This is a genomic window from Brytella acorum, from assembly GCF_029309905.1.
Taxonomy (GTDB): domain Bacteria; phylum Pseudomonadota; class Alphaproteobacteria; order Acetobacterales; family Acetobacteraceae; genus Brytella; species Brytella acorum.
Genome location: NZ_JARBJP010000004.1, coordinates 89924 through 104604, shown reverse-complemented (window position 1 = coordinate 104604; position 14681 = coordinate 89924). Strand labels below are relative to the sequence as shown.

Below are 14681 nucleotides of genomic sequence, written 5' to 3'. Positions count from 1 at the left end.
CGGCTCAACCTCGCTTCCGTGCGGCATCCCGATTCCAAAGCACGTGACAGTGCCGCACCTCGAAGCTGGGTGCCGCGCATGGTTGGGGGGGGCGACATGCAGGAAGCGCCTGTCGCCATCCTACTGTCCGTCTATAACGGCGAAGCCTTCCTCAACCAGCAGCTCGACAGCTTCGTTGCGCAGACCCATCGGAACTGGACGCTTTACTGGCGCGATGACGGGTCTGATGATGCGTCACGGGCGATCATGCTGTCCTTTCAGGCTCACCGAGGACTGGGACGCTGTATCGAAAGCCGTGAATGTGAGGAACGACTCGGCGTCGCCCGTTCCTTCGCCCATCTCCTGACATTGGTGCCTCCAGGCGCGATGGTGGCCTACGCGGATCAGGATGATGTCTGGCTGCCGGAAAAGCTCGACTGGGCTGTCACAGCGCTTGCTGGTCATCGCACCGGCCCGGCCCTGTATTGCGCCCGCCAGTATCTGACGGATGCCTCCCTGACTGTAAAAGGCGAGTCGCCGCCCTTTCTTCGTCCGCCGGGTTTCGAAGCAGCGCTGACGCAGAATATCGTGACGGGTCACACGATGATGCTTTCGGCCGCCGCGTGCGCTCTTCTGGTGGATTTTGCGCCGCCGGAAGAGGTTCTTCACGATTGGTGGGCCTATCTCGTCGTGACGGCCACGGGTGGGGTCGTCGTCGCTGACGGACGCTGCGTCAGCTATTATCGCCAGCATGGGCGGAACGTCGTGGGAGCCAACCGCTCGCGTCTGCATCGGGCGTTCGCGGCGTTACGGCGCGGGCCGTATCAGTTCATGGCGACATTCTCCGCAAACGTGGCGGGGTTGATGTCGCGTCCGGCCATCGCAACCCCGAAGGCCCGCGCCTTGCTCGTCGATCTGGCACACACCCTGCCGCGTGGTCGATGGGCGCGCGCGCGCCTCCTGAGACGATATCCCGGTCTGGTGCGTCAGACGCCGTCAGAGACCTGGCTGTTCCGTTTCTGGTTCGTACTATCGGATGGACGATAGCCCATACGGCCGAGGAACGCCGTCATGGCTTCGGGCGGTATCGCACAGGTATCGATGTGCTCCTCGCCGACGGTGATTTCGAGCCGACGGCTGAGAAGCTGGAGGGGAACGGCCCGATTTCCAGATGCCCGGTTCTCCAGTGGATAATAAACGGGGTCGCCCAGGATCGGGCAGCCGAGCGCGGCACAATGGGCGCGCGCCTGATGGGTCCGACCGGTATGCAGCGTGAGTTCCAGCCACGACCTGTCGCCATCGCGGCCCAGAACACGCCATCCCGTGCGGGCTGGCTGGCCCCTGGGATCCACGATCATCCGCCAGCCGTTACGCTGCTCGTCCCGCCGGAGCGGGGCGTTGATCTCGCCTGAAGCGTTTTCGCCTGAATGGTCCGCCGGGTGGCCTTCGACCACGGCCCAGTAGGTCTTGCGCACCTGGCGGCCCTGAAAGGCGGCCTGCGCCTGGATGAGCGCCTGTTTCCGCAGTGCGACGAGCACGCATCCGGATGTATCTGCATCCAGTCGATGCACGAGCCAGGGGCCATCTTTTCTTAGAGAAAGAAGGGGGAACGCATCTTCCAGAGTCCGTCCTGTCTTCGGTCCCGCATGGACCGGCAGTCCCGCGGGTTTGTCGATCACGATCAGCCGCGGGCTTCTGTAAAGGACAGGATAGGGAAAGGCGGCTGCGTCCGGTGCCGACGACACCGGACGTTTCATTCCTCGTCGTCCCTCTGACGCTTGATGAGAACTTCGCGTTTGCCGACGTGATTGGCCGCGCTCACGATACCTTCTTTCTCCATCTGCTCGATGATTTTCGCGGCCCGGTTATAGCCGATGGAGAGATGGCGCTGGATAAATGACGTCGAAGCCTTGCCTTCCCGGGCCACGATGGATACCGCCTGATCGAACAGGCTGGCTTCCGCATCATAGGCGCCCCCGTTCAGGCCGTTGCCGCTCCCACCCTTGCCGCCACCGCTCTCGCTCTCCTCGTCGAGACCTGCCACGACATCGTCGTTGTAGATCGGTTCGCCCTTGGAGCGCAGATCGGCCACGACGGCTTCGACTTCGCTGTCACCGACAAACGGTCCGTGAACGCGGGTGATGCGACCGCCGCCTTGCATGAACAGCATGTCACCCTGTCCCAGAAGCTGTTCCGCGCCCTGCTCGCCAAGAATCGTGCGACTGTCGAACTTGCTGATGACCTGGAACGAGATGCGCGTGGGAAAATTGGCCTTGATCGTGCCGGTGATCACGTCCACGGATGGACGCTGCGTCGCCATGATGACGTGAATCCCGGCGGCACGGGCCTTCTGGGCCAGACGTTGTACCGCCGTCTCGATCTCCTTGCCCGCCACCATCATCAGATCGGCCATTTCGTCGATGAAGACGACGATATAGGGCATGGCTTCAAGGTTGAGCGCCTGTTCCTCGAACACGGGGCGGCCGGTTTCCGGATCGAAGCCTGTCTGGACGCGGCGGGTCAGCAATTCTCCAGACGCCCGCGCCTCCTGCACGCGCTCGTTATAGCCCGCGATGTTGCGGACCTGGAGATGCGCCATCGCGCGATAGCGCTTGTCCATTTCCCGCACCGTCCATTTAAGAGCCGACACCGCCTTGGCGGGTTCCGTCACGACCGGCGTCAGCAGATGCGGAATGCCGTCATAGATTGACAGTTCGAGGATCTTGGGGTCGATCATGATAAGGCGGCACTCTTCTGGCGAGAGCCTGTAGAGCAGTGACAGGATCATGGCGTTCACGCCGACGGACTTGCCTGAACCTGTGGTGCCCGCGATCAGCAGATGTGGCATGCGCGCGAGATCGGCATAGACCGGATTGCCGGCAATGTCCTTGCCGAGAGCAAGCGTCAGCTGCCCACGATCATCGCGCCAGTCCGGCGCTTCCAGCAATTCCGAGAAATAGACCGTTTCGCGCGCCGCATTAGGCACTTCGATGCCGATGACGTTGCGGCCCGGCACGGTCGCGATACGCACGCTGAGCACGGAAAGCGAGCGCGCGATATCATCCGCCAGTCCGATCACGCGCGCCGAGCGGATACCTGGGGCCGGTTCGAGTTCATAAAGCGTGACCACGGGGCCCGCGTGAATGTCGCCGATCTGACCCTGAACGCCATAATCGCCCAGCACGGTTTCAAGGAGGCGCGCATTGGCCTGAAGCACCTCGTTCGACGGGCCGGTCATGGCGTGAGGCGGCGTTTTCGTCAGCAGGGAGAGGGGAGGGGGCTTCCAGCCGGTCGGCTCCCAGCCTGGCGCGGCGGCGGGGTTGGGGCGCGCCGCCGCCCGCTCGCCTTTCAGCATGTTGAAAAGACCGCGCTTGAACATGCCCACCGGCTCCGCCGTCTCGGCAGCCGCATCCGCACGTCCTTCATTCCCGTCACGCTGCGGCGCGGTGCTGGTCATGGAGCGCGGGCGCGCGAAAGCCTCGTCGTCATCATAAGGCGCGGGTGTTGGAGCACGTGTCGAAGGCCGTTGCTGCTGTTCTCCGTCGCGGGCGATCGTGGCCAGCTGATTGGCGTAGAGATTGGCGGGAACCGTCAGGGCTTTTGTTTCGACGGCTTCTGCCGGCGCGGCCGGTGGGGCTTCGTTCTGTCGGCTGGGGGGCTGGAGCCAACCGGTCCGGGCGGGGGTGAAATTCCGTTCGCGTGTCTCGTCCGGGGACCGGTTGTTGGCGTTGCGATCCACGATCGGCGCGACCTGCGCCTCGTAGCGCTTCCAGTCCGGTTCGGGAGAAGGCTCTTTATGGCCGTTGAGACGACGAACAATCTGCGTGGGCTGGCGCGCGGCCATCGTCACGCCGCGCCCGAGCATCCGCCATTCCCGACGGGTCAGTCCCATCGCCAGAGGCAGAAGCAGAAGAAACAGGAGCCATCCGAGAAGAAAGCCGAGAATAGCACCGATATTGCCAAGCTCGGCCCGGCCCGCACCGACGGCGTGCTCCGCCAGGGAACGGCCGATCTGGCCGCCCAGTCCCGCACGGGAGGGCCAGGTTCCCGAGAGCGCCGGGATCATGACCTGAAACGACGCCACGACACCGGCGGAAACCGGAAGCAGGGCCAGAAAAGATAAAATCCGCAGAATGGGAGCGCCAAGGGCATGACGGCGCACGATCTGCCAGGCCCAGGCGATCAGCACGACGATCGGAAGACCGCTGGCGAGACCGAACCACTGCACGAGGAAATCGGACAGGGAAGCGCCGATCTGCCCGAGCATATTGGTCGGGGCGGTTCCGGTGGACGTGTTGAAGGATGGATCGACCGGGTTATAGCTCCACAGAGCCACGCCAAGCGTCAGCGCCGCGGCGAGCAGGCCCAGCCCGCCGAGTTCGGCGAGGCGGGCGCGAAGCTGGTCTCGTAGTTTGGAAGAAGAGGCTCCGGGAGAGGTCATGCGGCTGAACGAGGCCAAAGAAATACGATCCTGTCATCAAGCGGGCAGGTCGCGCCCCAGCGATGGGCGGACACGGGAATGGCGGCAATCGGGTTCGTCTTAACTATAGCCGCGAAGCGCTTAACAACAGAAGAAAACATGAATTTGTCGTGGATAAGGCTGGTGCCGATCGTGAAATCTTCGGAACGGGGATGAAGCGCAGATGAAAACGGGGCGTGGACCTTGCGGTCGACGCCCCGTTTCGATGATTTTCCGGAATTCAGGGACCGGTCATCGTCACTGGCCGTCGTCGCTCCCGCCGTCGTCATCCTGGGAGGAATTCGGCGAAATGGCGATGAAGAGCGGTTGTCCGTCGCGCAGGATTCTGAGCAGAACAGGCTGTTTCGTCTTCAGAATGGAGCGGGCGGCGGTCATGGCGGCGCGCGGAGACGTCACTTTCGTCGTGCCGACAGCCTGGATGATATCGCCAGGGCGTACTCCGGCATGTTCCGCGGGCGAGCCGCTATCGACACCGTTCACCACGGTACCCGTGACGGTTTCATCCACGCCGAGCTGCTGACGCACATCCGGCGTCAGTGGAATGAGCGAAATCCCGATTCGGCTGCTGGAGTTGCTGGCCGAATCATCGGTCGCATCATCGCTGTCGCCGCTGGCCTTGTCCTTGCTCATATTGCCGACGACGACGTCGATTGACGTTGGTTTGTTGTCACGCAGGATGCCCAGCGTGGCTTTCGAACCCGGGGTCATGGAAACGACATGGACCGCCAGGTCATGCCCGTCCTTGATCGGCTTGCCGTTGAGCGTGGTGATGACATCGCCCGCCTTCACCCCGGCTTTGTCGGCCGGCCCATGCGGATTGACGCTGGCGACGAGCGAACCCATCGGCGGAGCGCCCGGTTCGCCCGGCTTGAGGCCGAGGGCCTTGGCCATGGTCGGGGAGATGCTCTGATCCGTGAGGCCCAGATAACCGCGCACGACATGACCGGTCTTGCGAAGCTGGTCGACGACGTTCTTGATCGTGTTCGACGGAATGGCGAAGCCGATGCCGACCGAGCCTCCCGATGGCGACAGGATGGCCGTGTTCATGCCCACGACTTTGCCGTCCTGCGTGAAGAGCGGACCGCCCGAGTTGCCCTGGTTGATGGGCGCATCGGTCTGGATGAAGTCGTCATAGGCGCCGGAATTGAGGTTGCGGCCCCGGGCCGAGACGATGCCCGAGGTCACGGTTCCTCCCAGTCCGAACGGGTTGCCGACCGCCACCACCCATTCGCCGGGCTGCACTTCGTCGGAGTCGCCGAGTTCGATGAAGGAGAGCGGGCTGTTGGGTGTGATCTTCAGCAGGGCGACGTCGGTTTGCGGATCGTGGCCGATCACCTTGGCCGGCAGCGTCGTCCCGTCATCGAGTGTGACGGAGACACGGGTTGCGCCGTTCACGACGTGATTGTTGGTGACGATATAGCCGTCGCTGGAAATGATGAAGCCCGAACCGCGCGCCTCGACCGTCCGCTTGGGCTGCTGCTGCGGCATCATCTGGAACGGAAAGGGGAACGGGAAAGGCGAACCCTGCTGCTCGCCCTGATCCGGCATGCCGCCCTCTTCCCGCGCGGCGACGTCGGCGCGGATATGCGAGGTGATGGAGACGACCGCCGGCTTCACCTGCTTGACCAGATTGACGAAATTCGGAAGGTGCTCGACCTGCGTCTGCGGCTTGATCGGGCCTGCCGCGTGGGCGGGGGTCTGCGCCAGGCTGAACGCGAGAAGAGGGGCGCTTGCCAGAGCAAGGAAGCGACGTGAGTTCGAGAGCGCGAAGCGCTTACGGGAAAGGTTCGACATGCTCGTTTCCACCAGGACACCAAAATATGCAGCTTAACGCCTGACGGGCCGATGTGTCAGGATCGGTCCGCAATGCGGCAAGGACACTCAAACAGATATGACCGGAATTTCGCAAAACCAAGAGTGAGTTCAGATGAAAGATGGGTAAGACATAGTTTGAGAAAAAATATCCCATACTCAAAAATTTTCCATATTTTTAAGTAAAAGAATTTTTATGGTTCATGAATACAGGAATTCACCCGTATAAATGAAAATTTCCATCTGGATGATGGCAGAATTTGAAGCGATCGCATCTTGCCTTATAAGACTGGTATAGAGGCACGTCCGCCAACTGGGGAAAATCGATGTCCAAAATTTTTGTCCCGACCGTCATGCTCTTTTCGTTGCTGGCTGTGACGCCTGTGATGGGGCGAGCGCACGCGGCGACGGGTGCCGGAAACTCAGCCTGCTGGACGTCCGATCCTGGTGACGAGGAGCGCCCGGAGATTACGTGCCGGGACCTGTCGGAGGCGACTCTGAAGGCTCTTGAAAACAAGACCTCCAAAGAGATCGTCCAGTTCTTCGGGGTGCCGGGCAAGGAACATAAGCCCACCCATTTCGAGGGCATGGACAACAGCACGGGCCGCTATTCCGGCAACGTCGATCTCACCTATGTCCATGGCCGTGTGCGGGCGATCGACGCGCTGGTGGCGCAGGCCCAGGCGGATGGCTCGGCAAGCGAGATGGTCCGTTTCATATGGAACCCGGAGAAAAACCGGATCTGCTCCGATTTCCCGCAGAGCCGGAATCGCTGCCCTGACGAGTGACGACTTTCGGCACGTCAGCCATTCCGGGGGGCACGGCGCGCGCTGAAAAAATCACGGAGCAGACCACCGCTTTCTTCGGCCCGAACGCCGCCGATGACTTCCGGACGGTGAAGGCAGCGTTCGGAGTCGAAGATGCGCGGACCATGCTCCACGCCTCCGCCTTTGGGATCATAGGCGCCAAACAGAAGGCGTTTGACCCGGAAATGTGACATCGCGGCGGCGCACATCGGGCACGGCTCAAGCGTCACGACGACCGTGCATCCGGTCAGTCGAGCCGTTCCAAGGCGTTGCGCCGCGCGGCGCATGGCGAGCAGTTCCGCATGAGCGCTGGCATCGCGGGACGCCTCGGTTTCATTGCCCGCTTCCGCAAGGATGGCGCCATCCGGTCCCAGCACCACGGCGCCGACGGGCACTTCGCCGCGTTCGGCGGCCAGTCGTGCCTGTTTCAATGCCAAGTCCATGAGCGTCATGAGGACCAGAATGCCCGTTGGCCGCGTGCAGACACAATGGGCTTTCGCGAGGCTCTGTTCTAATCTTGCTCCATGACTGCTTCTCCCCTCATTGGTGTGACGCTCGATATCGAACCTGGCGCCCCGGGCGCGTTCTCGCGCTGGCCGTGGTATGCGCTGCGTCGGAACTATGGCGATGCGATCGTGCGGGCCGGAGGATTGCCGGTCGGACTGGGACATGATCCCGCGCAGGCGGAAGCCCTGGTCGCGCGGCTCGACGGGCTGGTGGTGACAGGCGGGGCCTTCGACCTCGACCCGGCCCTGTTTGGTGAGAATCGCCACCCCAAGACCACGCTCAAGCCGGGTCGTTCGGAGGCCGAGATGGCGCTCCTGCAAGCCGCGTTGAAATGTGACCTGCCGGTTCTGGGCATATGCGGCGGGATGCAGCTCATGGCCGTCGCATGTGGCGGGAGCCTCATCCAGCATATTCCTGACGCCCGTCCCGACGCGCTGCTTCACGAACAGCCGAACCCGCGTGACGAGGCGGGCCACACCGTATCCGTCGTGGCCGGATCGCGACTGCGCGCGATTGCGGGACGTGACGAACTCGCTGTGAATTCCTCGCACCATCAGGCGGTGAGAGACCCCGGAACGCTGGAAATCTGCGCGCGCGCGCCGGACGGAATCATAGAGGCCGTCGAAAAACATGGCGCGCGCTTCTGTATCGGCGTGCAGTGGCACCCGGAATTCGCTATCGATCCCGCCGACGACCGAATCTTCGCCGCCCTGATTGCGGCTGCCCAGGAACGACGATGACTGCCGACCTTCCCCCAGACCTTCCCGCTGAAGAGCATGGCTCCGCCGACGAGCATGGCGTGGCGTCCGCGCGCGGCGAGCGGATCGCCAAATGGCTCGCGCGCGCGGGCACGGCGTCGCGTCGCGACGTCGAGCGCATGATCGCGGAGAAGCGCATCCGTCTCAACGGCGCGGTGGTCGAGCATCCCGCGACTTTCGTCGCGCCGGGAGACATCGTGCAGGTGAATGGGCAGGTCGTGGGCGCGCAGGAACACACGCGCGTCTGGCGCTATCACAAGCCGGAGGGATTGATGACGACCCACCGCGATCCGCAGGGCCGCCCGACGGTCTTCGAATCGCTGCCCGAGGGCATGCCTCGCGTGGTCAGTGTCGGGCGGCTGGATATCAACTCGGAGGGACTGCTACTCCTGACGAATGACGGGGGGCTGGCCCGGCGTCTGGAATTGCCTGGCAATGCGTGGCTGCGTCGTTATCGCGTGCGCGTTTTCGGCGTCGTGGACGAGCGGCGTCTCGCGAGCCTGATCAACGGCAGTGAGTTCGAAGGTGTGAAATACGGGCCGATCGAAGCCGGGCTGGATTCGCGCAAGGGCGATAACGCCTGGCTGACGGTGTCACTGCGTGAAGGAAAAAATCGCGAGATCCGGCGCGTCATGATGGGGCTCAATCTCCATGTCAGCCGCCTCATTCGCACGGCTTATGGCCCGTTCCAGCTTGGCACGCTGCAAAAGCGTGAACTCGAAGAGGTTCAGACCAAGATCCTCCGTGAGCAGATCCCCGGTCTTGCGGCCCCCGTGCGCCTCAAGACGCGCGCGCGCCGGTTGGCGGCGCCGGAGAGCGTGGCTCCGGCGGAGAGCGAGGACTGAGGTTGTCGAGATGAGAAGCGGGCTGTGAGAATTGTCGGCGGGGAACGGCGCGGCCTGACCCTGCGGGCTCCTGCGGGATCGACGACGCGCCCGACCTCGGATCGGGCCCGACAGGCGCTGTTCGACATTCTGATGCATGCCTCCTGGGGGGGGCGTGAACTGCTGCATGACGCCACGGTTCTGGACGCCTTCGCGGGCACGGCGGCTCTGGGACTGGAGGCGCTTTCGCGCGGAGCGACCCAGGCGTGGTTCATGGAGCAGAATGCTGTTGCGCGCGCCATCATGGCGGCCAATATCGCGACGGCGCGTTTTTCGGACCGGGTGCGGGTTTTATCCTGCGATGTGCTGCGACCGCCACGGGCTGCCGGACCTGTGACCATCGCGTTTATCGATCCGCCCTACGGACAGGATCTTGTTCCGCGTGGCGTTGCTGCTTTGCAGCGGGCCGGATGGATTGGCCCCGATACGATCATCGTCGCCGAGACTGGTGCCGACGAGCCGCCTCTTACTGTGGAAACCCCTCTGATATCCCGGCGTTTCGGCGCCGCCATGATGACGATCTGGCGGCCGGGCCATGCCTCGGAACTGAAAACCCCACGGGCTTCGTGAGAGAAACGGGCCTTGTGGGAGGTGTCGAATTGGACAGGCCGATGCCGTCATCGGCGTGTTCGGTGAGCCGTCCGGTGCCTACGACAGATATGGAAGAGAGCTGGCCCACTCGCGAAGGTGTTTCACATGAAACACTGTCTTTGTTCGCAGCTCCCCGTTTATGTCCGCCGTGCCGATACATGCGCGCGGGACTCCGTTTCGCGACGGTAAAGCGGCGGCGGCAAAGTGATCGCCCCTGCCGTAGGGATGGTCTCCTGACGAAAAAACTGTGCCCAAGGATTGAGCCCGCTCATCGACTCCGGATGTCCAGACGACGTTGTGGGTAACATTTTGCTTTCCTTCTTCTGGTGGGGGCGGACGAGTCCTTACGAAAAGGTTGATCGGCACGCTCAATATTTCGCTTGCCGTCCTGATAATGATGCCGGAAACCGGCAGAAAACCGCCACGATTCGGGATGGCAGTCCAGTATGGATAGCGCTGGCTTCTGTTGCTCTTTGGCCACAGGCGGGACGTGTTCCTTCTGCGGACAGCTTTGTGGATATCTCGGCGGATAATCTCGTATTGACGCGTCCCGCGTGGGGTGAAGGCAGCCATCTCGACGTTCAGGCGATGTATCACCCGATCGCGCAGGGCGTTGAGGGCGATGGATCCTACCGGCATGGTATGGATGTGGAACGAGCTGTTAGCGCTGACGGAATGAATAGACGTTCTGCCGGGCCTTCCTTTCGAGACCATGACGAAAAAAATGACGTATTTCATGAGCCGTACCCCGCAAGTCCTCCGCCTTATCGGCTTACTGGTCGCGGCTTCGACGCTTTCCGCCTGTACGGACGGTCGGCCTTGGCCGGGCGCGCATCACTACACCGGCTATCGCCTCGATCTTGCCTGGCAGCCCGGTTATTGTCCGGCTGAAAAAATCGGCGTGCGGACGGAAGCGTGCCATGATGGTCTGCCGCATGACGCGGGGATCGTCGCGATACGATTGCAACCCACCCTGCCCGCGGATCTTGCGACACAGGGACAGAGTTGGCACCAGTGGTGGCTGAATGGCTGCGAACTGTATGGTCACCATGATTTCACGCAGGTCAGGATCGATCCGGCCCAGCTGGCCGCGATCAATCAGCATGTCACCCATCTTGACGGTGATGGCGGAAAGACGAGCGCCCAATATCAATACAACACTTCAGCGCGTTGTTTCGGGATCACGCCTGAAGCTTATGGCCGCACGCTTCTGAGGCTGGCGCGGAAAGTCTCCAACGGTCCGCTCGCCGTTTTCCTGACCACGCATCAGGGCCAGTATGTAACCGAAGCCGATCTCCGGGCCGTGGTCCCGGGCGCCACCGCACAAAATTTCCAGCCGCGCTGTTCGGAATTCGTGGGCGAGCCCGTCATGCTGACGAATATCACCTTCGGTATCTCACGTGACGGCCTTTCGCGCTTTCCGGATGCCGATACCCTGGCGCCCTTGCCCGATGCGTTCGCACGTTGTCCGGCCCGCTTCCTGATCCAGCGTCCTGAACCTCATGCACCCTGACGCGTCATGAACGGTGCCTTCCGTTTCGATCCCGACGAGCCCGACGTTCTCACGCCGGAAACGACGGCGCGCATGGTCCTGCCGTCGCGGATCGGGACGATGGTTCAGGAGCAGGGACGACGCCTTCCGTCCTGGCTTCCGGTCTTTTTCGGCGTGGGAGCCATCGCGTATTTCCTGCCCCGGCATGAGCCCGGGTTTCTTTGCCCCGCGGTCGTTTTCTGCGGAGCGCTCGTCATTGTCGCAACGCTCTGGCGGCGTCCCCTCGCGCGGTTGGGTGGCTTCGCGCTTCTGATCGCGTCCGCGGGCTTCCTGGATGTTCAGCTCTGCGCGCACCGCCAGCCCGACATGCCCTACCTGCCCTCCCGGGCCGTTATCCTCTCGGGCGAGGTGGCGCGCATCGACGCCGTCGCCGAAACCAACGGTCAGGCTAATCGACGTGTCGTGCTCAAGCGCGTCGTGTTTGAGAGCGGGCTCGATATCGGCATGTCTCCCCTGCGCCGAACGTTGAGGATCAGCCTGAAGGCGAGAGATCCCGCCGTGTTTCTGCCGGGCGCGCGCCTGCGGATGCGGGCGCTGCTGCGTCTCACACCCTGGCCGTCGTCGCCTGGTGGCCGTGACATGCAGCGCGAAGCCTGGTTTGCGGGCCAGGCCGGTACAGGGACTGTCCTTGGCACGGTTTCGGTTCTTTCCGGCGGTCGAACGCCGCTGCTGGAACACACGCGCGAGGCGATCGCGGCCAGCCTCATGACGTGGCTTCCAGATCAGCGGGGCGCGATCGCCGCCACCTTGCTCGCGGGCGAGACCGCGTCGCTTTCAACGCAGACGCGTGACGATTTCGCCGTTTCGGGCCTCGCTCATCTTCTGGCTGTCGCGGGGCTTCATCTCGGCCTCGTCATGGGGTTCGTCGTGATGGCGTTACGTCTGCTGATGGCCGCCTGTCCGCCCGTCGCCCTGCGATGGCCCTGCCGTGAGATCGCCGTTATCGTGGGGTTTGTCGCAGGAGGTCTCTATGTGCTTCTGACGGGCAGCCATCTTCCGGCGGTCCGGGCGCTGGGCATGGCGGCTTTCGGAACCGTCGCCCTGCTGGCGGGCCGTCGGGTCCTGTCCATGCGCGCCCTGGCGCTCGTCGCGCTGGGCATCATGGCGTTCGCGCCCTACGTCGTGCTCGACGTCTCCTTTCAGATGTCGTTCGCGGCCGTCATGGCCTTGATCGCCGCCTATGACGTCATGCGGGGCGGGCTGCTCAATCTGCGTGGCGAGGGCGGGGTCCTGCGCGGCGCGGGGACGCACGGTGTGGCGCTGGTCCTGACGAGCGTCGTGGCCGGTCTGGCGACGCTGCCCGTCAGTCTGGCGCATTTCGGCCTTTTCCAGCCCTGGTTCGTGCTGGCCAATCTCCTGGCCGTTCCGCTGGCAGGATTATGGGTGATGCCCGCAGGCATCATCGCACTCCTCCTGATGCCGCTGGGGCTCGCGAGGCTGCCGGTGCACGTCATGGGAGCCGGTATCGCCCTCATCATGCGCATGGCGCACGGCGTCGCGGGCTTTCCGGTCGCCGTGACACCCGTTCCCGCCATGCCGGGATGGGGGCTGCTGCTCTACCTGCTGGGCCTTTGCTTCCTTTGCCTCTGGCGCGGGAAGGCGCGTCTTTGCGGGTTGCTGCCGATCCTGTTCGCGATGGCCTCTCCCTGGCTCGTCGCAAGGCCCGACGTGCTTGTCGCGCCGGACGCCGGAAGCATGGCGGTTCGGGTGGATGAGGGCCTCGCTGTCGGCATGGGGAGCGGCCTTGACCGCCTTGTCGTCCGTGATTGGACGCAGGCTCTGGCCCTCCCCACCGTGGATCTCGCGGATGTGGGGACATGCGACGGATCGTTCTGTCGGGTCAAGACGGCTGGCGGTGTAGTGCTGATGCGTCCGCAGGACCGCTCCGACGGTTTCGACGTCCCTCCGGAGGCGTTCTGTCGGGAGGCCTCGTTGTTCGTGACGCAATCGCCTGCTCGCGAGGCTTGTCCCGGACTACCGTTTATCGACCGGTTCTCTGTATGGCGGGATGGCGCCTTCGCGGCTTACGCGGGGCCGCATGGCTGGAAACTGGTTTCCGATCGCGCGTGGCGTGGCGATCGTTTCTGGGTGCCTGCGCCAGGCAGTCGGGGCGTGCCCAATCTTCCCATGGCGCAGGCGGAATAGAGGATCGTTTCGTCAGACTCCCGCGACCAGCGTCGCGCGATAGATGCCGCCCTTGAAGCGGTGTTCGCGCACTTTCGTGTAGGCCGGGCCGTTATACCAGGCGAGAGCGGCCTCATGGTCGGGGAACTCGACGATCACGACGCCTTCGGGGCCCGTGCCTTCGAGGACTTCCTGCTGGCCGTAGGCCGCGAGGATCTTGACCGGATGGCCTTTGAATGTCTCGCCGACAAGCGATCCGTAGGTGTCGAGTTCAGCCTGATCGGTGGTTTTTTCCTTGGTAAAAACGATATAGCTGGCCATGAGCGCTTTCCTTCCAGAGAGAACGGCCTCAAGCGGTAGAACGTCGTTTGAAAAGCGGGAAGAGGCTTTGTCCCGATCTGCCGGTCAATCTGTTGTGTCAATCTGTCGTGTCAACCGGCCGTTCCGGCATGGGCACTGCGGTTCCGCCATGGGCTTCCCGACGGATTTTCTTGTCCTTGAACTGGCAGGGGTCGAATCCCGCGCAGCGCCAGCATTCGGGACTGCGGGCTTTGCAGATATAGCGGCCATGCAGGATCAGCCAGTGATGCGCCGGACGCAGCATGTCTGGCGGAATGCGGGAGATCAGGCCGTCCTCGACCTGCCGCGTGGTCTTTCCGGGCGCGAGGCCGGTGCGGTTCCCGATGCGGAAGATATGCGTATCCACCGCCATGGCGCTCTCGCCGAACGCCACGTTGAGCACGACATTGGCGGTCTTGCGCCCGACGCCCGGCAGGGCTTCGAGACTGGCGCGGTCCGACGGAACCTCGCCCTGATGGTCGGTGACGAGTTTCCGGGAGAGTAGAAAGACATTCCGCGCCTTGGCCCGCCACAGGCCAATGGTGCGGATGTGAGCGGCGATGCCGTCTTCGCCGAGCCGGATCATGGCTGCGGGGTCCGGCGCATCGTGGAACAGGCCGCCCGTCACCTTGTTGACCGATTTATCCGTGGCCTGCGCGGAGAGAACCACCGCGACGAGCAGCGTGAAGGTGTCGGTGAAAACGAGTTCGCTTTCGGCGTTCGGATTGGCTTCGGCCAGGGCCGTGATGAACCGGCGGGCCTCTGGCTTCGTCATGGGACGTCTGGCGGATGCGTTCGTCATGCAGCGTTCTTTCACGAATTGCCTCGGCAGTCGGCGCCGCGCATAAT

The 14681-nt window shown here is 63.3% G+C and carries 14 protein-coding genes; 7 read left to right on the top strand and 7 right to left on the bottom strand.

Annotated features, from left to right (window positions below):
* Positions 1-18 precede the first annotated feature (18 nt).
* Positions 19-1026, top strand: a complete 1008-nt coding sequence (locus PWM43_RS08790; RefSeq protein ID WP_289842119.1) for a glycosyltransferase — start codon at positions 19-21, stop codon at positions 1024-1026.
* Here PWM43_RS08790 and PWM43_RS08785 read toward each other — a convergent pair.
* The 3 genes from PWM43_RS08785 to PWM43_RS08775 form a co-directional block, all read right to left on the bottom strand.
* Entirely contained in the window at positions 966-1736 is a 771-nt protein-coding gene (locus PWM43_RS08785; RefSeq protein ID WP_289842118.1) for an RluA family pseudouridine synthase, read from the bottom strand. The genes PWM43_RS08790 and PWM43_RS08785 overlap by 61 nt on opposite strands.
* A complete protein-coding gene (locus PWM43_RS08780; protein ID WP_394356055.1) occupies positions 1733-4438 on the bottom strand; it encodes a DNA translocase FtsK in 2706 nt (901 codons plus the stop codon). The genes PWM43_RS08785 and PWM43_RS08780 overlap by 4 nt, the downstream gene beginning before the upstream one ends.
* A 258-nt stretch (positions 4439-4696) precedes the next feature.
* A complete protein-coding gene (locus tag PWM43_RS08775) occupies positions 4697-6253 on the bottom strand; it encodes a Do family serine endopeptidase (protein WP_289842117.1) in 1557 nt (518 codons plus the stop codon).
* Positions 6254-6597: 344 nt separating this feature from the next.
* Here PWM43_RS08775 and PWM43_RS08770 point away from each other — a divergent pair, with 344 nt between their 5' ends.
* Positions 6598-7059 carry a hypothetical protein gene (locus tag PWM43_RS08770; RefSeq protein ID WP_289842116.1) on the top strand — a complete coding sequence of 154 codons (462 nt, stop codon included), beginning with the start codon at positions 6598-6600 and terminating at the stop codon, positions 7057-7059.
* A gap of 14 nt (positions 7060-7073) precedes the next feature.
* Here the strand turns inward: PWM43_RS08770 and PWM43_RS08765 are convergent, their stop codons facing one another.
* The gene (locus PWM43_RS08765) at positions 7074-7520 is read right to left on the bottom strand and encodes a nucleoside deaminase (RefSeq protein WP_289842273.1); all 447 of its coding nucleotides are present in this window, start codon (positions 7518-7520) and stop codon (positions 7074-7076) included.
* Positions 7521-7601: 81 nt separating this feature from the next.
* On the opposite strand from PWM43_RS08765, the gene PWM43_RS08760 reads away from it, so the two are divergent.
* Genes PWM43_RS08760 through PWM43_RS08750 form a run of 3 tightly spaced genes read left to right on the top strand, consistent with a single transcriptional unit; the run spans position 7602 to position 9796 of the window.
* Complete coding sequence (locus tag PWM43_RS08760; RefSeq protein WP_289842115.1) at positions 7602-8324, top strand: gamma-glutamyl-gamma-aminobutyrate hydrolase family protein; 723 nt, start codon at positions 7602-7604, stop codon at positions 8322-8324.
* Positions 8321-9187 carry a pseudouridine synthase gene (locus tag PWM43_RS08755; protein ID WP_289842114.1) on the top strand — a complete coding sequence of 289 codons (867 nt, stop codon included), beginning with the start codon at positions 8321-8323 and terminating at the stop codon, positions 9185-9187. The genes PWM43_RS08760 and PWM43_RS08755 overlap by 4 nt, the downstream gene beginning before the upstream one ends.
* A 24-nt stretch (positions 9188-9211) precedes the next feature.
* Positions 9212-9796 (top strand): RsmD family RNA methyltransferase, encoded by a 585-nt coding sequence (locus PWM43_RS08750; RefSeq protein WP_289842113.1) that lies wholly within the window; start codon positions 9212-9214, stop codon positions 9794-9796.
* 78 nt (positions 9797-9874) lie between these two features.
* Here the strand turns inward: PWM43_RS08750 and PWM43_RS08745 are convergent, their stop codons facing one another.
* A complete protein-coding gene (locus tag PWM43_RS08745; protein WP_289842112.1) occupies positions 9875-10555 on the bottom strand; it encodes a hypothetical protein in 681 nt (226 codons plus the stop codon).
* Here PWM43_RS08745 and PWM43_RS08740 point away from each other — a divergent pair.
* Both PWM43_RS08740 and PWM43_RS08735 read left to right on the top strand, forming a co-directional pair.
* The gene (locus PWM43_RS08740) at positions 10554-11330 is read left to right on the top strand and encodes a T2 family ribonuclease (RefSeq protein ID WP_289842111.1); all 777 of its coding nucleotides are present in this window, start codon (positions 10554-10556) and stop codon (positions 11328-11330) included. The two genes, PWM43_RS08745 and PWM43_RS08740, sit on opposite strands and share 2 nt — an antisense overlap.
* 6 nt (positions 11331-11336) lie before the next feature.
* Positions 11337-13514 carry a ComEC/Rec2 family competence protein gene (locus PWM43_RS08735; RefSeq protein ID WP_289842110.1) on the top strand — a complete coding sequence of 726 codons (2178 nt, stop codon included), beginning with the start codon at positions 11337-11339 and terminating at the stop codon, positions 13512-13514.
* Positions 13515-13526: 12 nt separating this feature from the next.
* Here PWM43_RS08735 and PWM43_RS08730 read toward each other — a convergent pair whose 3' ends face one another.
* Together PWM43_RS08730 and nth are read right to left on the bottom strand one after the other, a co-directional pair.
* Positions 13527-13814 carry a DUF1330 domain-containing protein gene (locus tag PWM43_RS08730; protein ID WP_289842109.1) on the bottom strand — a complete coding sequence of 96 codons (288 nt, stop codon included), beginning with the start codon at positions 13812-13814 and terminating at the stop codon, positions 13527-13529.
* A 97-nt stretch (positions 13815-13911) separates the two neighbouring features.
* The gene (gene nth / locus PWM43_RS08725) at positions 13912-14634 is read right to left on the bottom strand and encodes an endonuclease III (RefSeq protein WP_289842108.1); all 723 of its coding nucleotides are present in this window, start codon (positions 14632-14634) and stop codon (positions 13912-13914) included.
* Positions 14635-14681: the final 47 nt, after the last annotated feature.

Bases quoted from the DNA above. Each gene is read 5' to 3' on its own strand.
- PWM43_RS08785 (WP_289842118.1), bottom strand. From the start codon at position 1,736: ATGAAACGTCCGGTGTCGTCGGCACCGGACGCAGCCGCCTTTCCCTAT.
- PWM43_RS08775 (WP_289842117.1), bottom strand. From the start codon at position 6,253: ATGTCGAACCTTTCCCGTAAGCGCTTCGCGCTCTCGAACTCACGTCGC.
- PWM43_RS08770 (WP_289842116.1), top strand. From the start codon at position 6,598: ATGTCCAAAATTTTTGTCCCGACCGTCATGCTCTTTTCGTTGCTGGCT.
- PWM43_RS08765 (WP_289842273.1), bottom strand. From the start codon at position 7,520: ATGGACTTGGCATTGAAACAGGCACGACTGGCCGCCGAACGCGGCGAA.
- PWM43_RS08760 (WP_289842115.1), top strand. From the start codon at position 7,602: ATGACTGCTTCTCCCCTCATTGGTGTGACGCTCGATATCGAACCTGGC.
- PWM43_RS08755 (WP_289842114.1), top strand. From the start codon at position 8,321: ATGACTGCCGACCTTCCCCCAGACCTTCCCGCTGAAGAGCATGGCTCC.
- PWM43_RS08740 (WP_289842111.1), top strand. From the start codon at position 10,554: ATGAGCCGTACCCCGCAAGTCCTCCGCCTTATCGGCTTACTGGTCGCG.
- PWM43_RS08745 (WP_289842112.1), bottom strand. From the start codon at position 10,555: ATGAAATACGTCATTTTTTTCGTCATGGTCTCGAAAGGAAGGCCCGGC.
- PWM43_RS08735 (WP_289842110.1), top strand. From the start codon at position 11,337: ATGAACGGTGCCTTCCGTTTCGATCCCGACGAGCCCGACGTTCTCACG.
- PWM43_RS08730 (WP_289842109.1), bottom strand. From the start codon at position 13,814: ATGGCCAGCTATATCGTTTTTACCAAGGAAAAAACCACCGATCAGGCT.
- nth (WP_289842108.1), bottom strand. From the start codon at position 14,634: ATGACGAACGCATCCGCCAGACGTCCCATGACGAAGCCAGAGGCCCGC.